14 protein-coding genes and 1 tRNA gene are annotated in these 21,994 nt (G+C 57.1%); 4 read left to right on the top strand and 11 right to left on the bottom strand.

The annotated features are described in order from the left end of the window. The first annotated feature begins 522 nt into the window (after positions 1 to 522). On the top strand, positions 523 to 2,577 hold the full coding sequence (locus tag ACZ5DH_RS02425; RefSeq protein WP_464255565.1) for a sigma-54-dependent Fis family transcriptional regulator: 2,055 nt from the start codon (positions 523 to 525) through the stop codon (positions 2,575 to 2,577). A 459-nt stretch (positions 2,578 to 3,036) separates the two neighbouring features. Beyond that, positions 3,037 to 4,107, top strand: coding sequence for a 2,3-butanediol dehydrogenase (locus tag ACZ5DH_RS02420; protein ID WP_464255564.1), 1,071 nt, complete (start codon positions 3,037 to 3,039; stop codon positions 4,105 to 4,107). Between the two features lie 99 nt (positions 4,108 to 4,206). On the opposite strand, the gene ACZ5DH_RS02415 is transcribed toward ACZ5DH_RS02420, so the two are convergent. The 11 genes from ACZ5DH_RS02415 to ftsH form a co-directional block, all read right to left on the bottom strand. After that, the gene (locus ACZ5DH_RS02415; protein ID WP_464255563.1) at positions 4,207 to 5,394 is read right to left on the bottom strand and encodes an oxygen-binding di-iron domain-containing protein; all 1,188 of its coding nucleotides are present in this window, start codon (positions 5,392 to 5,394) and stop codon (positions 4,207 to 4,209) included. Between the two features lie 26 nt (positions 5,395 to 5,420). Next, positions 5,421 to 5,636: a hypothetical protein gene (locus ACZ5DH_RS02410; RefSeq protein ID WP_464255562.1), complete on the bottom strand. Its 216-nt coding sequence runs from the start codon at positions 5,634 to 5,636 to the stop codon at positions 5,421 to 5,423. A 214-nt stretch (positions 5,637 to 5,850) separates the two neighbouring features. After that, positions 5,851 to 7,134, bottom strand: a complete 1,284-nt coding sequence (locus ACZ5DH_RS02405; RefSeq protein ID WP_464255561.1) for an OmpP1/FadL family transporter — start codon at positions 7,132 to 7,134, stop codon at positions 5,851 to 5,853. Between the two features lie 191 nt (positions 7,135 to 7,325). Continuing rightward, a complete protein-coding gene (priA, locus tag ACZ5DH_RS02400) occupies positions 7,326 to 9,710 on the bottom strand; it encodes a replication restart helicase PriA (protein WP_464255560.1) in 2,385 nt (794 codons plus the stop codon). Between the two features lie 572 nt (positions 9,711 to 10,282). After that, positions 10,283 to 11,155, bottom strand: a complete 873-nt coding sequence (gene galU, locus ACZ5DH_RS02395) for a UTP--glucose-1-phosphate uridylyltransferase GalU (protein WP_464255559.1) — start codon at positions 11,153 to 11,155, stop codon at positions 10,283 to 10,285. Positions 11,156 to 11,656: 501 nt separating this feature from the next. Next, positions 11,657 to 13,009, bottom strand: a complete 1,353-nt coding sequence (gene glmM / locus ACZ5DH_RS02390; RefSeq protein WP_464255558.1) for a phosphoglucosamine mutase — start codon at positions 13,007 to 13,009, stop codon at positions 11,657 to 11,659. Positions 13,010 to 13,069: 60 nt separating this feature from the next. Next, a complete protein-coding gene (locus ACZ5DH_RS02385) occupies positions 13,070 to 14,002 on the bottom strand; it encodes a CdaR family protein (protein WP_464255557.1) in 933 nt (310 codons plus the stop codon). Then, positions 13,989 to 14,720, bottom strand: a complete 732-nt coding sequence (gene cdaA, locus ACZ5DH_RS02380; protein ID WP_464256493.1) for a diadenylate cyclase CdaA — start codon at positions 14,718 to 14,720, stop codon at positions 13,989 to 13,991. Before cdaA ends, ACZ5DH_RS02385 begins: the two co-directional genes overlap by 14 nt. Positions 14,721 to 14,846: 126 nt before the next feature. Then, positions 14,847 to 16,235, bottom strand: a complete 1,389-nt coding sequence (locus tag ACZ5DH_RS02375) for a sensor domain-containing diguanylate cyclase (protein ID WP_464255556.1) — start codon at positions 16,233 to 16,235, stop codon at positions 14,847 to 14,849. Between the two features lie 30 nt (positions 16,236 to 16,265). Next, positions 16,266 to 17,141, bottom strand: a complete 876-nt coding sequence (gene folP, locus ACZ5DH_RS02370) for a dihydropteroate synthase (protein WP_464255555.1) — start codon at positions 17,139 to 17,141, stop codon at positions 16,266 to 16,268. After that, complete coding sequence (gene ftsH, locus ACZ5DH_RS02365) at positions 17,141 to 19,198, bottom strand: ATP-dependent zinc metalloprotease FtsH (RefSeq protein ID WP_464256492.1); 2,058 nt, start codon at positions 19,196 to 19,198, stop codon at positions 17,141 to 17,143. Before ftsH ends, folP begins: the two co-directional genes overlap by 1 nt. A gap of 249 nt (positions 19,199 to 19,447) precedes the next feature. Here ftsH and ACZ5DH_RS02360 point away from each other — a divergent pair. Then, positions 19,448 to 19,541, top strand: a tRNA-Sec gene (locus ACZ5DH_RS02360). A gap of 626 nt (positions 19,542 to 20,167) precedes the next feature. Further along, positions 20,168 to 21,796, top strand: a complete 1,629-nt coding sequence (locus ACZ5DH_RS02355; RefSeq protein WP_464255554.1) for a phytoene desaturase family protein — start codon at positions 20,168 to 20,170, stop codon at positions 21,794 to 21,796. Positions 21,797 to 21,994: the final 198 nt, after the last annotated feature.

The raw sequence follows: 21,994 nt of genomic DNA, 5'->3' as shown, positions 1-21,994 counted from the left end.
ACCTCCTCATATGGAGCGATTTTTTATGACAGACGGTACGTTCGTATTCCGGGGCGGCCCGCACCAGCCGTAATGCATTCTTTTACAGGCAAAAGCCCCGACCCGGCCCATCCATTTGCTGATCGTAATTAACTTGTGCAACTCTGATGCCATTTTATAACACGCTAAAATTAAATATAATTTTGCTTATTAGCACCAATGCACAGTAAAAGTGTTCGAAAATGGAACATTTTTACATGACAGCATACCAAATACAGAACACTTCAACATAAAAACATTACATAATTCTGCCATGATAGTTGCAGCTATCTAATGAAATACCACGAATACCCTATTCATTTTTTCAAAATACTAAGGTAGTACTTACACCAACCAGATTTGTTCCTGCATACACAAAACCGTCACATGTGGTGGGCACGTCAGATCATACTGGCCGGGCGCGTGACGGTCTCGCGGAACAAGCCACAGTGTGGCCAGCCGCAGGCGGTGGACGCCACGTGATCGCGGCAAGAGGAGAAGGGTATGTACGTATTGCAGCGCAACGGTGATGTTTTTGAAATGCGGCAAGAACCCAGAGGAACATCCAAATCCCCACGCCCGGGGCTTTTGCTCGGCGGCGGCTCCTCAAGCGGCAAGCAAAGGCGAGATGTATGGGAAACATTCATCAGAACGGGCCATATCGACGATCCGACACTGCCCCGGCCCATCGCCGCATCCTGGCAGCGTTGCCGCGACATGGGCGTCGACCCTCTTTCGCCCCGTTGTTGCGAGTTCACGCCCATGGCCCAGATTGAGCCGCTGGCCGATATTTATGCGGACCTGGCGGCGGATGTGGAGCGGCAGATATATGACCAGATAAAGGCAAGGGGCCTGCTTATTACGGTGGCTGACGCCGAGGGGCGCATCCTGCGCACCTGTGGCAGCAAGGACGTTCTGCTGGAAGCCGACCGCCTGCATTTCGGGCCGGGGGCCGTGTGGTCTGAGCTCAGCGTGGGCACCAACGCCATCAGTCTGTCCATTAATGACGGCACGCCGGCCCAGGTCATGGGAGTGGAACACTTTTGCAACAGCCACCAGTCCTGGGGCTGTTCAGCGGCTCCCATTTTCACGCCATTTGGCGACCTGTGGGGCTGCTTTGACATTTCCGGCCCCACCAGCGCCGACCACAGCCATGCCCTGTGGCTGGTCATGGGCGCTGCCCGCGAGATTGAGCGCCTTCTGCTCAACGCCTCGCTGGCCAATATGGAAAACAAGTCGCGCAGCCTCTTGAACACCCTGTTCAGTTCCATGCCCATAGGCATACTCATGGTGGATGACGAGGGCCGCATAAGCTACGCCAATATCCTCGCCTCCCACATGCTGCGTTATGCGGGCGACCTGCGCGACTGCCGTGCCGACATGTTTTTCAGCAACCCCGCGCACGCGCAATGGCGGCAGAACAATGCCGAAAGCGTGCCGCTGCACTGCACGGCCAACCCGGATATCAGCGCCCGGATCGTGTCGTTTATGGCCAATGGCACTGAAAGCCGCCATTCCATAATCACTCTGCAGGCCGAGGCCCCACGCGTTCTGCCGATGCCCGTCCGCCAAAGCCGCCGCGAAGAGCCCCGCCCCTTTGGCGACATCTTGTACCGCAGCGAAAAAATGGCCAGCGTCGTGGCCAGAGCCCGGCATATGGCCCAAAGCCCGGCAGCCATACTGCTGTATGGCGAAACCGGCACAGGCAAGGAACTTTTCGCCAGAGCCATCCATCAGGCCAGCGTACAGGCTGACGGCCCCTTTGTGGCAGTCAACTGCGGCGCCCTGCCCCGCGAACTTATCCAGAGCGAACTTTTTGGTTATGAAAAGGGCGCATTTACCGGCGCGGCGGAAAAGGGCCGTCCAGGCAAGTTCGAACTGGCCGAAAAAGGCACGCTTTTTCTGGATGAAATATCGGAAATGCCCCTGGAAATGCAGGTCAACCTGCTGCGCCCGCTGGAAGAGCGCTGTGTGACCCGTGTGGGCGGCAAACAGAACATCAAGGTGGACTTCAGGCTTATCACGGCCACCAACCGGGATCTCGACCAGCTTATGGCTTCAGGGAGTTTTCGCCAGGACCTTTTTTACCGCATCCACGTGCTGGCGCTTGAGATTCCCCCCTTGCGCGAGCGCAAGGACGACATCGGCCTCATTGCGGAACACCACTGCCGCCGACTGTGCCGCAACTACGGCCAGCCTTTTGGCGGCATTTCGTCCGAGGCCCTGCGCATTATGGAGGACTACGCCTGGCCCGGCAACGTGCGCCAGCTTGTGCACAGCATGGAATTTGCCGTCAATATGGCCCAGGGCGGCTGTATCCTTCCCGAACACCTGCCCGCCACCCTGCATGCCCGGCATGAGCCGCAGGCCGCTGGCGGCGACTGTACCGTTGCCGCCCTGCCCCGCATGACGGAATTCAACCTGGGCAGCATTGAGGCCCACGCCATCAAGGCGGCCCTGGCCCACTACAAGGGAAACATGCTGCAAGCGGCCAAGGCTTTGGGCATAGGGCGCAACACGCTTTACGCGAAACTGCGCAAAATAGATCACTGCAACTGATCCCGCCGATCCGCCGTCTTTTTTGCTGGCAACCTCCCGATCTCTGCTCCGCCCGGTAATCCGCTTATCGGACTTCCGGGCGGAGGGGCGTTCAGGCTGTTCCATACCCGCACAGCGCAGAGCGAATTGTGTTCGGGCATGGAACAACAATCCTGCACCTGGTATGACAATCGACATGTGCATTTTTTCTCTATCGAGAAGACACGCCGTTTCCCGGCCTTATTACGAAAAATCCGCACCAACGGCCATCTTTATAGCATTTTCGCATTGAAAATATCCATCCTCAATGCTTCCAAGACGCCCGCTTCGGCGCGTAACCGCGCAAACAAATTGCGCTTGCGCCTCCGCGGCGGGCGTCTGCTCACGCATCCGCCAGAGCAATTTCAAAGTGAAACTGCTCTAAGGCACGACCTGTGCAATTGGAAGGGCATCATACACCCTTTTACGAGAGAGGTCGTTATGGCGGAGAGCATGCAAGCCGCGGTGTGGCACGGCAAAAAAGATGTGCGGGTTGAAACGGTGCCTCTTCCTTCCCCTCCGGCCCCCGGCTGGGTGCAGGTGAAGGTCGAGTGGTGCGGCATTTGCGGGTCTGACCTGCATGAATACCTGGCTGGCCCCATCTTTATTCCTGTGAACGCTCCCCACCCGCTCACCGGCAAACAGGGAAGCGTCATTCTGGGTCATGAATTTACCGGCAAGGTTGTTGCCGTTGGCGAGGGCGTCACCGACGTCAAGGTAGGCGACATGGTGGCCCCCGATGCCTGTCAGCATTGCGGCGAATGCCAACCCTGCCGCGAAGGGCGCTACAACGTCTGCGAAAAACTGGCCTTTACCGGCCTGCACAATGACGGGGCTTTTGCCTCCCTTGTGAACGTGCCCGCCGAATTGTGCTACGTTCTGCCCGAAGGCGTCAGCGCCGAGGCCGGAGCCGTCATGGAGCCGCTGGCCACGGGCTTCAAGGCCGTCCGCATGGCTGGCAGCATACTGGGGCTTAACGTGGTTGTGCTCGGCGCGGGCACCATCGGCCTTGGCACCATTATGGCCGTCAGAGCCGCGGGCGCGGGCAAGATCATTGTGGTGGAAATGTCCAAGGCGCGCATTGAAAAAGCCAGGGAATGCGGGGCGGACGTCATTATCAATCCCAAGGAATGCGAACCGGTGGCCGCCATCAAGGAACTCACCGGCGGCTCAGGCGCGGACGTGTCCTTTGAATGCATCGGCAACAAGATGACCGGCCCCCTGGCCATCGACGTTCTTCGCAACACGGGACTGGCGATCATTGTGGGCATTTTTGAAGAGCCCAGCTCCTTCAACTTCTTCAGCCTCAGCGGCACCGACAAGCGCGTCATGGGCACCCTGGCCTACACGCTGGACGACTTCAAGGGCCTGGCCGCTCTCATGGCCAAGGGCATCATCAGGGCTGAAAATCTCATTACCGGCAAGATTGAGCTCAAGGACATTCTCGATAAAGGCTTTCTGGAACTCATCAACAACAAGGACCAGCACATCAAGATTCTGGTACGCCCCTGAACACGTTGAAGTATTTTGCTTTTAAAAAATGAAACATGCTCCAACGCTGCACGAAAAAGCAGCCTTGGAGCATGTCCGATTTTTCAAAGGTAAAAGACTCTATGCCAGCAATGCCCGTACTATGGCTTCGCTTTTATCAAGATCCTCTTTTTCCGGATTCCATTGGGAACGTATGTTTTCGTCCACAACCTGAAAGCCCGCCTTGGCGAGTTCTTCGCGCAGCACCTTGTTGCCCTCGCCGCTCCAGCCGTAACAGCCGAACACAGCGGCCTTTTTATTTTTGAACTTCAATGATGCCAGGAAGTGCAACCAGCCAGCCACGCTGGACAAAATGGTGCTGCTGACCGTTGGGGAGCCCACGGCTATGGCACGGGACTTGAGCACCTCGGTCATGATTTCATTTTTGTCTGTTTTGGAGATGTTGAATACCTTGACCTCTGTATCGGGGCTGAGCTTTCCGGCCTGCTCCGCAATGGCATGCGCAAGCCGCGTGGTGCCCTCCCACATGGTGTCGTAAACAATGGTCAGCTGATCTTCCTGATAGTCCTGCGCCCACTGCGCGTATTTTTCGACAATCTGCATGGGCTTGTCGCGCCAGATGACGCCATGGCTTGGGGCTATCATGTCTATGGGAATATTCAGGCTGGAAATTTCTTCAAGCTTTTTAGCTACAAAGGTAGAAAAGGGATTCAGAATATTGGCATAGTATTTCATTGCCTCTTTTTCAAGCAGGCATTGATCGGCCTTGTCGTTAAAAAGACCTTCAACGGCAAAATGCTGGCCAAAGGCATCATTGGAAAAAAGGATGTTGTCGCCAGTAAGATAGGTCGCCATGCTGTCAGGCCAGTGCAGCATGCGCATTTCGACGAATACGAGCTTCTTGCCATTGCCTACATCAAGGGTGTCACCGGTTTTTACCACGTTGAAATTCCAGCCGTGCTTTCCGTATTGCCCCTCAAGGCTTTTAACGGCATTGGCTGTGCAGTAAATGGGCAAATCCGGACGTTCTTTCATAAGCTCTGTCAGCGCGCCGGAATGGTCCACTTCACCGTGATTGGCCACCACGCAATCCAGTTTTGCAAGGTCAATTTCTGATTTGAGATTTTCAATAAACTCAAATCGATGCGGCGCCCATACCGTATCAATGAGTACGGTTTTTTCTTCTTCAACCAGATAGGCGTTCTGGCTTGAGCCATTGATGATGGAGTATTCGTCTCCGTGAAAGTGCTTCAATTCCCAGTCTATATAACCAACCCAGCTGACATTGGCTTTTACGTGCTTTCTCATGGCAACATCATCCTTTTGGTTTCGGGTTACGCGTGACCGCCAGCGCCGCCCATCATCTGAAACGTGGGTTTGCGCCAGAAAGCCAACGACCATAAAAATTGCAAAAAAACACACCCCTGCGGCAACGGTTCCTGAAAGCGCCCTGCTGTTTCCGCCAGCAACCTGTCGGTGGGGCAGAGCAGGTTTACGTTGAAACTGCCTGGCGGCTCTATGGGCAGGCGCTCCCGTATAGGCGTGAGCACTTCATTTTTGCACTGACATGCGCCGATGCGGGCGTTTTCAACCTTTGAGAGCGTATATCCGCAAAGGCAGTTTGCTCCAGTTTCACACGATTACGGCAATTGAGTAAAGCCCCAAAAAAGAATGCCCCGGCCTGGCAATGTCAGACCGGGGCATTCATGATGACCCTGATACGGCCTTTCAGGGCCGCATAAAAATCTTGGAAAAGATGCAAGTTTAGAAGGTGTACCCCACCGAGAACATGTAAATATTGGCCTGCACATTTTCAGAGTGCCCGCCCGTGATATGGCTTGTGGAGCCACGGATGCCTGAGGAACTGGTATTGTCATAGTCCACAGGGTAGATCCACAAATGGGCATAAGCCAGATCAACTGTCCAGTTGTTCCAGGTGATGCCGGTGCCAAGGCTCATGATGGTACGGCCATTGGTGGGCATCATGTAATCGCTGTAACTTTCGTTGACCACCGGGGTTTCATAGGCGACGCCGGCACGCAGGCTCCACCAGTCCAGAGGCTTGTACTCGACGCTGCCGTTGAAATTCCAGCCGTCACGCCATTCCTTGTTGTTGACTGAGGAATAGTCGTTGCCCATGTTGATGTTCAGGGCATTATAGGTGGACCAGCGGGTAAAGACCGTACCCACTTCAAAACTCAGATTCTCAAGCGGTTTATACGCGAGCCCCCAGGCAATGGAGTCGGGCAGCTGCAAGGTGGCGTTGGCGCTGCGGTCCCGGGCCACGGGCAGAGTGCCTGCTCGGGTAAGGATGCTGTCGCCCTCATAGCTGAAATCCACGTCGCCATAAAGATTGAGCGTGACCTGGCTCTTGTACGACAGCCCCATGGACCACTGGTCATTGAAGCGCATGTGCATGCCAAGGTGCGCGCCAACTCCCCAACCGTCGCCTTCAAGCTGCAGGTCGTTGTCAAAGGGTTTCGAGGTAAGCGTGGGCATAGTGGGAATCTTGCTGCCCCTGTAAACATGGGCGTTCATCACTTCAGCACCCACGGACAGGGAAAGCGTATCATTGACCTTATAGGCCAGGGTGGGGACAAAGGACATGGTTTTCAGGCCGATGTCATACATATTGTATCTGCCGACCCAATTGCTGTCGAAGGAGTTGCCCAGGCCAAAACGGCTGAAGGAGGCAAAACCCAGCCAGACATTGTCATTCAACTGGTGGCTGACAAAACCATGCGGGGCCAGCCACACGTCGGGCTTGGTGGATGCGTACTTTGTGCCCGAATTGTCCATATCGGCCACAATGGTGCCCATGGGCGCAATGAAGGCCAGGCCGCCCATAACATGGGTGCCGGGCACCTGCGTTATGCCCGCCGCGTTATAGGCGAGGGTGGAAACATCGTCGGCACGCCCTATGAGGCCGCCGGCAAGGGACACGCCGCGCGCGCTCCATTCATTGAGCGCGAAACCCTCGGCCCGCACTGTGCCCGAACAGCAGAAAACCAGCGCCAGCATCAGCGCCAATGCGCGAAAAACCTTCATCCTCCCCCCCATGACCTTACGCCGTAACGGCCTGTGCTCAAGAAAACACCAGACGCCGCCAGACAAGCCATTCTCACGAACGGTTTGAAATTGCCCTCAGGCGGGCGGACAGCACTGGATAAACAGCCGTCCTGTTTCCGGTACGGGAAGACGGCCAGCCCCACTAACAGCCTGCAAAATGCAATTGCCATTCACAACATATTTACAGGATCAAGGTCAAGAAAAAGTCGTAGGTTTTTGGTAGATTTTTGTGTTGAGGCAAAAAAATACAGGGCGCGTATGGCCTGCCAATCCTGCCCTTTCACAAGGCAGGAATAACGGCGGCGGCCCCGCAGCAAGGCCAGCGGCGCAGGAGCGGGCCCCAGCAGTTGCAGGCCAAGCTCCGCAGCCCGTCCGCGCATGGCGGCGGCCAGGTCGCTCAGGGCCGCCGCGCCGCCGCTGTCCTCCACAGCGTGAGAAATGCGAATGAGCGCCAGCCGCACAAAGGGCGGATACTTCCGCAGTTTGCGACGGGCCAGCTCAGCGGCGTAAAAGCCCTCATAATCGGCTTCGCGCACATATTGCCAGCAATAGTGGTTCACATCGCGCGTCTGGATAAGCACCTGTCCGGCCTTGTCGCCCCGCCCCGCCCTGCCGGACGACTGCACCAGCAACTGAAACGTGCGCTCTGCCGCGCGGTAGTCGGGCAGGTTGAGCCCGAGGTCGCCGTCCGCAATCACCGCCAGGGTCACGTTGGGAAAGTGATGCCCCTTGGAAAGCATCTGCGTGCCCACAAGAATGGGGGATTCCTGCCGGGCGAAGGCCGCCAGAATCTCTTCCATCCGCCCCGGACGCCGAGTGCTGTCCCTGTCCAGACGCAGCACAGGCCCGCCGGCCAGCACGCTCAGGCGTTCGGCCAGACGCTCTGTACCCTCGCCCATGGGCAGAAAATTCATGCCCTTGCACTCCGGGCAGGGAGACGGAAAAGGCCGGGAGTAGCCACAATAATGGCAAACCAGCTTTTCGCGTCCCTTATGATAGGTCAGCCCTATTTCGCAGTGCGGGCAGCGCAGTGTGCGCCCGCAGTCAAGGCAGTACATGAGCGGGGCATAGCCACGGCGGTTGAGCAGAACCACAGCCTGCTCTCCCCTGCTGATGACCGCCTGCAGGGCCTGCTCGCTCTGCGGGGCCAGAAGTCCGTCTTCCGTCGTGGCGGCGGGAGAAAGCGAACTGATGTCCACCAGTTCAACGGGGGGCAGATCGCGCCCGCCCACGCGCCGGGGCAGACGCAGCACGGGCAGAAAGCCGCTTTCCGCTGCATGAAATGTTTTAAGGTCAGGCGTGGCCGATCCCAGCACCAGCAGGCCGTGGGTCTGGGCCATGCGAAACCAGGCCACTTCCTTGGCCTGATAAGCCAGACTTTCATCCTGCTTGAAGGAGGCGTCATGCTCCTCGTCCAGCACCACGCAGGCCAGATGCGGCACCGGCAAAAACAGGGCCGAGCGCGTGCCCACCACAAGGCAGGGTTCCTGCCGGGCCGCCAGTTGCCTGTACGTCGTCTCACGCCGGGCCGGCGACTGATAGCCGTGATGGAAAAAAAGCGGAACATCCGGCAAGGCGCAACTGGCGTCACGCCGCAGCTTATAGGCCAGCGCCACTTCCGGCGCGAGCAGGAGCACGCTTTTGCCCGCCGCAAGGCACGCGCGGGCCAGTTCAAGATACACAGCGGTTTTGCCACTGCCGGTCACGCCATAGAGCAGGCGTGACGCCGCCTTTTTTCCCCTCTGGGCTGCCTCAAGCGCGGCCCTCATGTCGCCCAGGGCAGCTGCCTGATCGTCATTCAGGGTAAAGGGGGCGGGCGGGGGCGGCAAAAGGCTCTGCTCCACGGCCTCCACTTCATCTTCGGCGTCCTGCCGCGTCAACGCAACGTGACCCGCGGACAACAGCGACTGCAGGGGCGTGCCGACGCCCTGCCCCAGGGCGCGCGTAAGGTTTCGGCGGCTCACGGCCCCGTGTTCGAGAAGATATTCCAGCACCTCCAGCTGCCGTGACGCCGAAGGGCGCACTGGCCAGGGCGGATCCACGCGTAAAACACAAAATTCTTCGCTGGCGGCGTCTGATCCCGGGGGCAGCAGCCTTGCCGCGCCCTGTGCCAAAGCCTGCGCAAGCTCGCGCCGCGTGGCATCATCCGCTCCCCGGATGCGGGCCAGCGGCCATGAGGCAGCGCCCTTTTCATGCAGAAGCCGCAGCCGTACCCGCGTGAGGCGCAGGCCCTGCGGCAGCGCATGGCCAAGGATATGCCCGGGGCTCAGCGCCTGCCGAAGGGCGAGGTCCTGGGCAAGGGCCAGCAGATCAGCCGTAAGCAGGGGCTGTTCCTCAAGAGGCCAGCAGACGCTCTTGCAGGCCACGCCTTCGGGCAAATCAAGGCTTTCGCTGGTTTCAAGCACCACCCCGGCGCGCAGGGCGGCCTTTTCGCCCCGCCCAAGGGGTATGGCCACACGCAGGCCGGGTCGCCAGAAATCCTGGGGAAATTCCGGCGGCAGAGCGTAGCTCAGGGTAGCATAAGGGGGACTCAGAAGAGCGATGCTGGCGTACATGTGGGGCAGAGTTAACCAATACCGGGGGGAAAGCAAGCCTCCCCCAACCGCAAGGTCGGGGGAGAATACCAAAGGAAACGCTGATTTATTCCGTTTGGCGGCGTTGCTTCACTTTTTTTGAAACAGTCGAGGACGGAAGAGTCCACTCCTGCTTCAAAAAAAGATCGCGCCTTGCCAAACGAAACAACTGCGCGTTTCCAGGAGGCTCTTTAATCAGTGCTTCCCAAAGAGACTATCATTTACCGGGGCGGGCTGCAGGCTGCGGGCTGCGCACTGCCAGATGGCGTGCACCCTCCAGGGCATTTCAAAATTGAACGGCTCTGGCACTATCCAAACATAAAGGTTTTAGGGGGTGGGGGCGTGGGGGAGGAGACCCTTTTGCAAAAGGGTCCCTCCCCCACAAAGCATCCCAACATGACGTTGCCTAGACAGTGTCGCCACGAGATGAATTTCCAGTTATATCCAGGAGAACGAGCCTGTTATGCAGGGAGTGTACTCTGACGGTACTCGACCGGAATAAAAGGCGAAGTTCGACGCAGAGATAACTGGAAAGGCGCTCGTGATGACGCTGTCTAGTGAAACTGGACAAAATTCTTGAGCAGGTTCAGCAAATCGTAGCGCAATTCTTCATCCTGAAGGGCAAAATAAATATTGGCCGTCAAAAATTCAGCCCAGTCGCCCGCGTCAAAACGCATGCCTGACATGCGTACCGCCATCATGCCCTTGTCCTGCGCCAGGGCCTGGAGGGCGTCGGTTAGCTGAATTTCACCGCCATGCCCAGGGGTGACTTTTTCAAGATAGTCAAAAATATCGGGCGTAAGCACATAGCGTCCCACAATGGCCATGCGGGAAGGCGCTTTTTCCCTGGCGGGCTTTTCCACCATGTTCTTGACCCTGAACACGCCAGGTGCCACTTCATCACCTTCGATGATGCCGTAACGGCTGACCTTTTCCCACGGCACTTCCATCACGCCAATGACGGGCATTTTTTCCGCCATGGCCACGTCGATAAGCTGTGCGATGCCGGGCACCCCGCCAAACATGAGGTCATCGCCCACCATGACGGCAAAGGGGTCATCACGCACAAGTTCGCGTGCACAGAGTACCGCATGGCCAAGGCCGAGCTGCTTTTTCTGGCGCACGGACATGATGTTGACCATTTCAGCCACTTTGCGAACTTCGGCAAGCTTGTCCAGCTTTCCGGCGCGCTCCAGCACGGACTCCAGCTGCAGGTTGTAGTCAAAATGGTCTTCAATAACGCTCTTGTCGCGGTTGGTTACGAAGATCACATCCTCGATATTGGCCTTCTGGGCCTCCTCAACCACATACTGGATGACAGGCTTGTTATAGATGGGCAGCATTTCCTTGGGAATATTCTTGGTCGCGGGCAATGAGCGCGTACCCCATCCGGCTACGGGAATAATAACCTTGCGAATATCCTTCATGCTCGCCTCCGCTGTTTGTTTAGCTTGCTATATATTCGATCAAAACCGGAACGGATGCAACAACCGAAGTGCAGCGGCGCGGATCTGGGATGCGAAAACTTCGTTGCAGGCAACCACGACCGACGCGCGGAGCCGCCGCAAAAATTCCGGCATACACGAAAAATCCGCTGTCCCGTTCCTGGTTGCAGGCACAATGGCCGGACAACTAGAGCATTTAACACTTGAAATGCTCGTGTACTGCAGGCAAAAGCCTGCCTGCTCGCATTTCGTGGCAAGGATTTTCCTGAAAATCCTTGCAGAGCAGTTAACTCATTTCATTCGTAAACCGCTCTAAAATCACCAGGATACCGCCCCGCGCCGGCGCGGTTTCACTTTGGAGTTGCTCTGACACCGCGTGGGCAGACGCTCGCCGTCATGCCGTAAGCGCCACATGGCCGCACTGTTACGCGGCGCAGCGGGCGCGCCAAAAGTGTCGAGAAGATGTCTCGACACGCATGGGCCTTAGCGCAGCTCGCGCGCGACCACCTGCGCAAGGTCTTCGGCATATTCCCGCACCTTGTCCGCATTTTCGCCTTCCACCATCACTCGGCAGAGGGCTTCAGTGCCGGAGTAGCGCAAGAGTACCCTGCCGCGCCCGCCCAGTTCCTTCTCCACCTGCGCCACGGCTTCGCCAATGGCCGGGCGTTCTTCAAAGGGCAGACGCTTTTCAACACGCACATTGATGAGCTTTTGCGGAAAAGGCGTCAGCAGGCCGGCCAGTTCGGAGAGGGGGCGCTCTTTCTCTCGCATGATGCGCAGTATCTGCAAGGCGGCCAGCAGGCCGTCACCCGTTGTGCTGTATTTGTGGAAAATAAGATGCCCGGACTGTTCGCCGCCGAGCATGGCTCCATCACGGCGCATGGCTTCCATGACGTATCTGTCGCCAACCTTGGTGCGCAAAAGTCGGCCGCCGTGCTCACCCATGAAGATTTCCAGGGCCATATTGCTCATGGCTGTGGCCACCAGCAAATTGCCCGGCAACTCTCCCCTGGCCATCATGGCCTGGGCGCACAGGGCCATGATCTGGTCGCCGTCCAGAATGACGCCGCGCTCATCCACAACAATAAGACGGTCGGCATCGCCATCCAGAGCCAGGCCCACGTCCGCCCGCACCTCGCGAACCTTGGCGGCCACCACTTCGGGATGGAGCGAGCCGCAATGCTCGTTGATATTGGTGCCGTCAGGGTTTGTGCCGATGCGGAAGACCTCGGCCCCAAGTTCTTCCAGAGCCAGGGGGGCGACCTTGTAGCTGGCGCCGTTGGCGCAGTCCACCACAATGCGGAGGCCGGACAGCGTCAGGTGCGCCGGAAAACAGCTCTTGGTATACACGATATACCGGCCGCCGGCATCCTCGATCTTGGTGGCCCGGCCCACGCCACGGGAGTCGGGATAGGGCCAGGAAAAGTTCCCGTCCAGCACCATGGCGGATATTTCATCCTCGGCCAGGTCGGGCAGCTTGTAGCCGTCAGCGTCAAAAAACTTGATGCCATTGTCGTGAAAAGGATTGTGCGAAGCCGAAATAACCACGCCAAGGTCCGCCCGCATGCTGCGCGTCAGAAACGATATGGCGGGCGTCGGCAGCGGCCCGGTCATGATGACCTGCATACCCGCGGCGCACAGACCGGCCGTGAGGGCTGATTCGAACATATAGCCCGAAAGCCGCGTATCCTTGCCGATAACCACCTTGTGCTGATGCTGCCCACGGCGGAAGCGCACCCCGGCGGCCAGCCCCAGGCGCAAGGCCACATCCACGGTCATCGGATAATTGTTGACCGTGCCGCGCAAACCATCGGTGCCGAAAAGACGATCGGCCATGCCATCTCCTTCAGGCCGCAAAGCGGCCTCCAACCCCCTGCAACATACCGGGAGGCCGGGCTATTTTTTCTTGCGGCTTACCGTAACTTCTTCTGTGCCGGGGTTCAAGAGCGTCATGCCTTCTGGCAGGCGAAAGCGTATTTCAACCTTTCGGCTCTCCCCTTCAACCATATCGGGCGGGCTGACCGTAGCTTCCAGCTGCTTGAAGTACTGGGCATTTTTGGCCAGAGCCTCCGGCACCTCAACGTGCACGCTGATTTCCGCCGGCGTCACCGTGTACTGACGGCGGTTTTCAGCCAGAACTTCTATCTTGCAGCTACGGGTCACTTCAGTGCGGCCGCTTGTGATGCTGTACTGCACCTTGACCGTCGGCGGTATGGGCGTGACGAGCCCTGGCGTGTCCAGGGTAACCACCTGCTGCACCGTGCTGCCAGCGGCCTTGGGGTCAGCCTGAATGGGCACCGGCACACTGGCAATGTCTTCCACTACGGCCTCTGGCCCGCGTAAAATAACATTGGACGGGCTGACTTTGACGTTTTCCACCGTCAGCGCGCCGTTGCTCAGGGACGAACCCACCGCAACGCGAACAGGAACCGAGCGTTCTATCAGATTGTCAGCCTTGACCACAATACGCGGCGGCTGCACGTCGATGAGCTCAAAAGCGCGAAAACCCGGCCCCAGATGTTCGGCGGTCAGGGGCACCACAGTAACGCCTTTTTTGATATGGGAAAGGTCAACAGCCTGTATCAGCTTGCCCTGCGTCACGGACCGCAACAGGGTTTCGGGCCCGCGCAGGCGGACCATAACCTTGTTTACGAGGCCATCGGTAATCACGAGGTTGGCCGGTATGCCGTAATAATCCAGAGTGACTTCAAGCTGGGCTTCAACGCGTTCACGCACGCTGACCACGTACCACATGCTCACGGCGGCCAGAACGGCCACCAGCATGGACATAAGGTGCAGCGAACGCCGGGAGGAACTAGAGAACTTCATTGAGAACCTCACGCAAACGGGCAGCATCCAGGGCGCGCATAAGTTTGCCCTTCATGGCCACAGAAATTTCGCCCCGCTCTTCTGACACGACAATGGTTACGGCGTCAGTTTCCAACGTTACTCCCAGCGCCGCCCTGTGGCGGGTGCCGAAGCTCTGCCCCTTGGCCTCGGCCAGGGGAAGGATACAGGCGGCGGCCATGAGCCTTCCGTTGCTGATGACCACTGCGCCGTCGTGCAGAGGGGCTTTGGGATAAAAAATGTTCATGAGCAGCTGCCGCGAAAGCTGCGCGTCAACGCGCACGCCTTCGCGCTTGATCATATCGCCAAGGCGCATGCTGCGCTCAACGACAATAAGCGCGCCCACGCGCAGGCGGGCCATTTCCACGCAGGCCATGACCACTTCTTCAACGCCGTCCTTCAGAAGCTGTTTGCGGTGGAACAGACGTCGCGTGCCCATTTCGCCCAGAGCCTGCCGGATGTCGGACTGAAAAATGACCACAATAAGAATGAAAAGGGAACTGAAGATATGCTGCAAAAGCCAGCTCAGCGTATACAGCCCCATGGCCTTGGCAAAAAAGAACAGGAGGGTCAGCACGCCAAGGCCGGTCAGTACAGCCAGGGCGCGTGAGCCGCGCACCAGCTGGATAAGCTGGTACAAAAGCACGCTGACCACGCCTATATCCAGAAGATCGCGCCATTCAATGGGTATATTGTCCAGCACCGTATATGATCCTTGACCTGAAGATATCAGAACTTATATGGCCGCGTCCGCCAGGCCATGACGCCGGGCGGTTCGGTCTTCCGTTTTCACACTTTCGCCTGAATGACAGCCAGCGGTGCTGCCCTACCGGGCGACCTGCCGCGTATGCTGCCGACGGCGTTCCTTGTCCAGATACATGGCCCTGTCGGCCCGTGAGAGCAGCTCGTCAAGCGTTTTCCCGTTTTCAGGATACCCTGCCCTGCCCACGCTGAAAATGATAGGCACGGCCAGCCCCTCATCGGGCAGGCCGTTTGCCAGTGTTGCGGCGGCCTTGTCCAGCGCGGCAGTCATCTGCGCTTCTGTATACGCGCTGAACAGCACCAGAATGAATTCATCGCCGCCCATACGGGCAAAAACGCTGTCTGGCGGCGCAACGGACTGTATGACAGATGCGAAATGTTGCAATACTCGGTCGCCGGCTTTATGTCCATAGGTATCATTAACATCTTTAAAACGATCTAAGTCAAGGTAATACAAGATAAATTTTTTATCTTGCGCTTCCGCCGCGCGGGCCGTCATGGTATAAAAAAGTCCGCGCCTGTTAAGGGCGCCGGTAAGCGTGTCTTTATACACCATTTCTTCAAGGCGGTGGTGGGCCTCGGCCAGGTCACGGTTTTTCTGGGCAAGGGAGGCAAGCAACAGGCTGAGCACTGCGGCGAAAAAGATATACAGCCAGTTTTCGAAAGATTCATGCCATGCTTCATTGGACGAGATGCGAAACTGCCAGTTGGCGTCGAATATCTGTATGGCCATGTTCAGGTGCGGAGCGTGCTCGTCAAAAGGGCGGTCACTGGCAGAAATGGGCACGCGCTGCTTGGTTTGGGGATCGTAGCGCAGTATCTCATAGCTCAAACCCTGTTCTTCGAGCAGATCAAGATCAGCGACATCCAGCAGTTGAGGAAACTTGAGCGCGATGACCGCCAGTCCCCATAACCGGTTCTGGCCCTTTGCATTCGTCAAAAACACCGGCAGGCCGCCCAGCAGCGCGTTTGTGCCGTCAGGCAATTGCAGGGGGCCGAAAACACTGATGCCGTCATTGCCCTGGGAAGCAATAAATGCACCGCCGAACGGAGAATCAAAGAGGTTCATTCCCAGCAGAGATTCGTGCCCTTTGAGTGGATAGACATGCGAAATCACCCCACCTGGGGCCAGTGCAAAAATGTCGATGCTTTTACTGTTGGCAAGGAACTTTGCAACTTCGTCAAAACCGGCCACATGCCCGTCATTCTGAACAACAAGAGCGGCCAGTGCCCGCGTTTTGAACAGCAGGCCGGTAAGCTCTGCCCTCAGGTCATCTCTCTGAGCCAGAATCATATTTTCCAGGCGGGAAAATTCCACCTGCACCCGGCGCTGCACGAGAAAAAAAACCGCCACCAGACAGCAGCACAGGCTCACTGTGAACACGCCCAGAAAGGTTCTGGATTTTCGCACGGCATCGAATGTTGTTTTTGACGAGTGGCGGTCAGATGCCATGCTTTTTCCTTTTTTAACAATAACGAATTGTTATTGAAATCCACCAAAGGCAGTGGCCACCGCAAGCGCCTGCCTGGCTTCAGCCACATGGTGCACCCTGTGCCAGAATATGCCCCTGGCACGCAAAAGCGCCGTGGCAGCCACTGTGGCGGCTCCGCGACGCGCCGGGGGCAACGACAGCAGACCGCCGAAGACCGACTTCATTGACAGGGCCATAAGCACGGGCCTTCCAAAGCCGAGCCAGTCTTCAGGGTGAGCCAGCAGTTCGAGATTGTGCGCCAGGGTTTTGCCAAACCCTATGCCGGGATCAAGCACAATGCGGTTTTCCGGCAGCCCTGCCCGGACCAGCCGCGCAAGGTTGCGCTCAAAAAACTCCCGAACCTCGCGCCGGACATCCTCATAGTGCGGACTATGCTGCATGGTTTCCGGGCGTCCCTGGCTGTGCATGAGCACATAGCCCGGCTTGTACTGCACAAGCACGTCCAGCAGGCCGGGATCAAAGGCGCAGGCTGAAATATCATTGACTATGGCCGCGCCCTGCTCCAGCACAGCCGCGGCTGTGGCCGCGTGGTAAGTATCGACCGAAACGGTTGCCCAGGGGGCGTGGCGGCGTAATCCCATAAGTACAGGCGCAAGACGCTGTATTTCTTCATCCGGCGGCAACTCGGCCGCGCCCGGCCGTGAGGATTCTGCGCCAAGATCCAGAATGTCCGCGCCCTGTTCGAGCAGGGTCAGGGCATGCTCAAGACCGGCGGGCGGCATGTGGTGCACGCCTCCGTCGTAAAATGAATCTGGCGTAAGGTTGACAATGCCCATAACGCCAAAGGGGGAGGGCGTCTTTAACGCCCGCCCCCCTTTAACGTACCAGGCTGCGTCCTTTGACGCCTCCGGGAATGCATTTTTCATTACTGCTGTCGCTTGTTGTCGTCTTTTTCGCTCTGGTCTGCGGATTCGCCGGGTCGTGATTCAACGCCTCCGGCCGATGTGGGCGCTTCATGAGGCGCGACGGAACCATCCACCGAGTCAGGCTCAAGAGTAAACTCGGCAGGCTTGCCGGCGGAAGCAGCAGAGGAAGCGTCGGCGGCGTCGCTTTTGCCCTTTCCGTTGCCCTTGCCGGGACGGCTCGGCGCTTCGGAATACTTCATGGGCTTGCCATTGCTGTCCAGCGGCGGCAGTTCCTTGTCTTCCATCAGAAGATCAAGCTCTTCGCCCGTGATGGTCTCGCGGTCAAGCAGGGCCTGCGCAATGCGGTGCAGTGCTTCCTCATTGTCCCTGAGCAGCACTGTGCAGCGCTCGTGAGCTTCATCGACGATGCGCTTGACTTCAGAGTCAACCAGACGCGCGGTGCTTTCGCTGAAGTTCTTGTTCTGCACCCATTCGCGCCCGATGAAGACCTCTTCACCGGTTTCACCGATGGCCAGCGTGCCGACGGCTTCGCTCATGCCCCACTCGCACACCATCTTGCGGGCCATGCGCGTGACGCGTTCGATGTCGTTGGAAGCGCCGGTGGTGATATCATCAAAAATAAGCTCTTCAGCCACCCGGCCGCCCAGCAGCACCACAAGGGTATTGCGCAAGTACGAGCGCGAATAGCCGTGGCGGTCTTCTTCGGGCAGTTGCATGGTCACGCCAAGAGCGCGGCCCCGCGGGATGATGGTAACCTTATGCACCGGGTCCGCCCCAGGCAGCAGGCGGGCTGCCAGAGCGTGACCACCCTCATGATAGGCGGTGATGCGCTTTTCATCATCTGACAGGATAAGGCTGCGCCGCTCGCGGCCCATGAGCACTTTATCCTTGGCATATTCAAAATCGTGCATGTCCAGTCTGTCCTGATTCAGCTTGGCGGCCTGCAAAGCCGCTTCGTTGACCAGATTTTCCAGATCCGCGCCGGAGAAACCGGGCGTGCCGCGCGCCAGAACGTCCAGATCCACATCGCCAGCCAGGGGCGTGCGCTTGGTGTGGACTTCAAGGATACGGCGCCTGCCCCGCAGATCGGGCGTGGGCACGACCACCTGGCGGTCGAAACGGCCAGGGCGCAACAAGGCCGGATCCAGCACGTCGGGACGGTTGGTGGCGGCAATGAGGATGACGCCCTCATTGCTTTCAAAGCCGTCCATTTCAACCAGCATCTGGTTCAGGGTCTGTTCGCGTTCGTCGTGCCCGCCGCCGAGCCCGGCTCCGCGCTGACGGCCCACGGCGTCAATTTCGTCAATAAAGATAAGGCAAGGGGCATTTTTTTTGCCCTGTACAAAAAGATCGCGCACGCGCGAAGCGCCCACGCCCACAAACATTTCCACAAAGTCCGAGCCGGAAATGGAAAAGAAGGGAACCCCCGCCTCACCGGCCACGGCACGCGCAAGAAGGGTCTTGCCCGTACCGGGAGGCCCCACAAGCAAAACACCCTTGGGAATACGCCCGCCAAGGCGGGTAAATTTTTTGGGATTGGACAGAAATTCCACAACTTCTGCCAGTTCGTCCTTGGCCTCATCCACCCCGGCCACATCGGCAAAAGTGACCCGTGCGCTGTCCTGACTGAGCATGCGCGCGCGAGAACGGCCAAAATTCATGGCCTTGCCGCCGCCGCCCTGCATCTGGCGCATAAAGAAAATCCACACGCCAACAAGAAGCAGCATGGGGAACCACGAAACCAGCAGGGTCATATACCATGGCTGTTCTTCAGGCGGTTCCGCCTTGACCTCCACCTTTTTTTCAATAAGGCGGTTGACGAGCCCCAGATCCTGCGGAGCGTATGTCTGAACAGTCTTGCCGTCTGATGTTTTACCTGTGAGCGTATGACCCTGCATCGTAACAGACAATATTTGCCCGCCCTCGACCTGATTCAGAAAGTCTGAATAAGGCACCCGTTGCATTACGCCCTGCGGCTGCTGGAACATATTAAAAAGCATAACCATCGCCAGGACGATAATAGCCCATAGCATCAGGTTGCGACTCATCTGGTTCAACATTGCCTCCATTACGTTTTCCGCGCGCAGAAACGCGCGGCCAGGACCCGGACATAGGCCCACGCAAGCAGAGAAATACTACCTGCACATAGCCGCTGTCAAATGGACGGACTCCACGCTCACCGGCATTACCTTTTTTCACATATAATGCCTGCTTATGGTTTGGCAATGGCAAAAAGGCACTTTGAAAAGATCACACCGTCCACTTGCGTGATTTATCATTTTCGCTTATCATACAGGGAATTACGCGGAGACGTTTCGTCACCGGTGTGGCGCCCGGTCTTCAAAACCGGTGGCAGGCTTTACGGTCTGTGGTAGGTTCGACCCCTATACGTCTCCGCCAAACACCTATTCTGCAGTCCGAGGCTGATGACCGGTCAACGCCTGCAAGACAGCCTGTTCTCGTGGTTTTATCCCGTTTAACCCGCGATCCGCCCAAGAAAACCAATACCCCTTTAAAGCGCAGCTCCAAAGGGGTATTTATTTTTGCTTTTTACCGGATATCATCACCAGACCACTGATCCCCGCCCGCTTCTCGCTCTTCCTTTGTGCCCAAACGTCCCCTGGCTTATCGCTCTCTTGTAACCGCATTCTGCAAGTCCGTGACAGATCCAGGGTCTTTCATTTTCGGTTTACTCCAAAAAATCCAGATGAATATACTTTGTTGTATTCTTGTACACCGATGTCATGAACACCAATTTTTCAATGGCTTACTTTAGTATTGAATTTCCATTCCACAGCAATAAGTACCCATAATATCTGCAATTTCAGCACGTGTCCGACGATAATGATAGAATAATATTTATATGAGGCACAAAAGCTCGCCATATCAGAAGCAGATGCCTTTATTTGGGGCGAATACATCCCATAACATGCTATTTTTATAATATATTTACATATTTCTGATCGTTGACATGCTGCGCATTTCTTATACCATAAAATCATACCAATATTATGCTAGGAGTTTTTATGGACAGAAGATTTTTCCTTCAATTATCCGCCATTGCAGCTGCTAGCTCATTGGTAGGATGGAAATTCGCCGGAGCAGCCCCAAAAACGGAGGATGGAGTCTACGATGTCATTGTCGTGGGAGCGGGATTGGGAGGACTGGCCTGCGCCGGCTACCTGGCGAAAAATGGATTCAAGGTGCTGTTGCTTGAACAGTATGATGTGCCCGGGGGCTATGCCACGTCTTTTCTGCGCGGCTCGGACAAAGGTGATTTTTTGTGCGAGGTTTCTCTGCATTCTTCCGTGCTCGCATCTGGAGATACCAGGGCGTTGCTGGAAGACCTCGGCATATGGGATAAGCTGGAGTTGATCGCCCATCCGCACGCATGGTCTTCACGTTTTCCTGGTCTGTCGGTGGATATTCCCGCAAAATGCGGCCTCAAAGGGTTTGAACGGCAGATGGCGGACATGTTTCCGGCTGAGCGCCAAGGGCTGACTGACTACTTTGGGATGTGGCAGCGGGTCATGGATGAATCCGCGGCACTGGGCAAAGGGCTGTCCGCGTCGGACGAGGCGCGCTTTCCGCAATTGTTCCCCACTTTGTGGGACATCAGGGACAAAACGGTGGGGCAGTTGCTGGACGCCCACATACATGACCCCCGGCTCAAGGCTCTTCTGGGGCAAAGCTGCAGCTACTACGGCCTGCCGCCGTCGCGCCTCTCGGCTTTCTATTATCTGGAACCCACGGGCGACTATATTGAAAGTGGTGGCTCCTATATCAAGGGCACGTCGCAAACATTGTCAAACGCTCTGGCCGGAGTTGTCACGGCTGCCGGCGGCGAGGTGCGCTATGGAGCCAGGGTGGAATCCATAGTGCTTGCCAATGGCAAAGCGACAGGAGTCAAAACCAGCGACGGGCGGGAATTCAAGGCAAAGGCCGTGGTCTGCAACGCCAGCGCGCCGCAGGTTTTCGACAAACTTCTGCCGCAGGGAAGCGTTGCCAAAGAAGACAGCGACAAGCTGAATACCTATTCCTTCAGTCCCGGCAGCGTCATTGTGTGGCTTGGACTTGACCGGGACATAACCAAACAGTTCCCGTATCCCGAAGTTTCCTACTACGCCAGCCTGGATTTGGACGCCAATTACCAAGAAGCCATGCAGGCCCATTTTGACAAGTCGGGCTTTTCGCTCATGGTGTACGACAATCTTGAGCGGGGATTTTCCCCCGAGGGCTGCACGAGCCTGAGCATAGTGGCCAGTTGCTCACACGACGTATGGAAAGAGATGGAAGCGGATTATCTTGCGGGCAACAGCCCCGCCTATGACAAAAAGAAACAGGAACTGACCAACCTGCTTATCGCGCAGGCCGAAAAACTGGCCATTCCCGGTCTTTCCAGCATGATTATCATGAGTGAGAGTTCCACGCCATTGACCAATTACCGCTTCACGCTCAATCCTGGTGGTGCGCTCTATGGTTACAACCAGAGTGTCGACAACTCCTTCATGACCCGTTTGCCCAACAAAACAAAGGTGCCGGGCGTGTATCTTGCCAGCGCCTGGGGCTCACCGGGTGGGGGATATGGAGGCGTGCTGCTGGGCGGCAAGGCAGCCTTCAAGGAAGTGACGGACTATTTGTCCCAACAGGGGTAGCAAAACGACAACAGTTTGATTTTCAAAGTAAATCAGAACAAGACGAGTCTATTTCATCCTCGGCCATAGACAAAGAAAGGGCGCTTTAAAGCGCCCTTTCTGCCTGCAGCGGATTTGAACGGATCAGATAATGGCCGGCCATATTCCCAGGCTGAAGCCCATGCGCTTTTGATGCAACAGGTACTTTCGCCAGCGTGC

The organism is Desulfovibrio simplex, from assembly GCF_055387835.1.
Note: the sequence above shows the minus strand (reverse complement) of the source record. Positions and strands in the feature narration are given on the sequence as shown.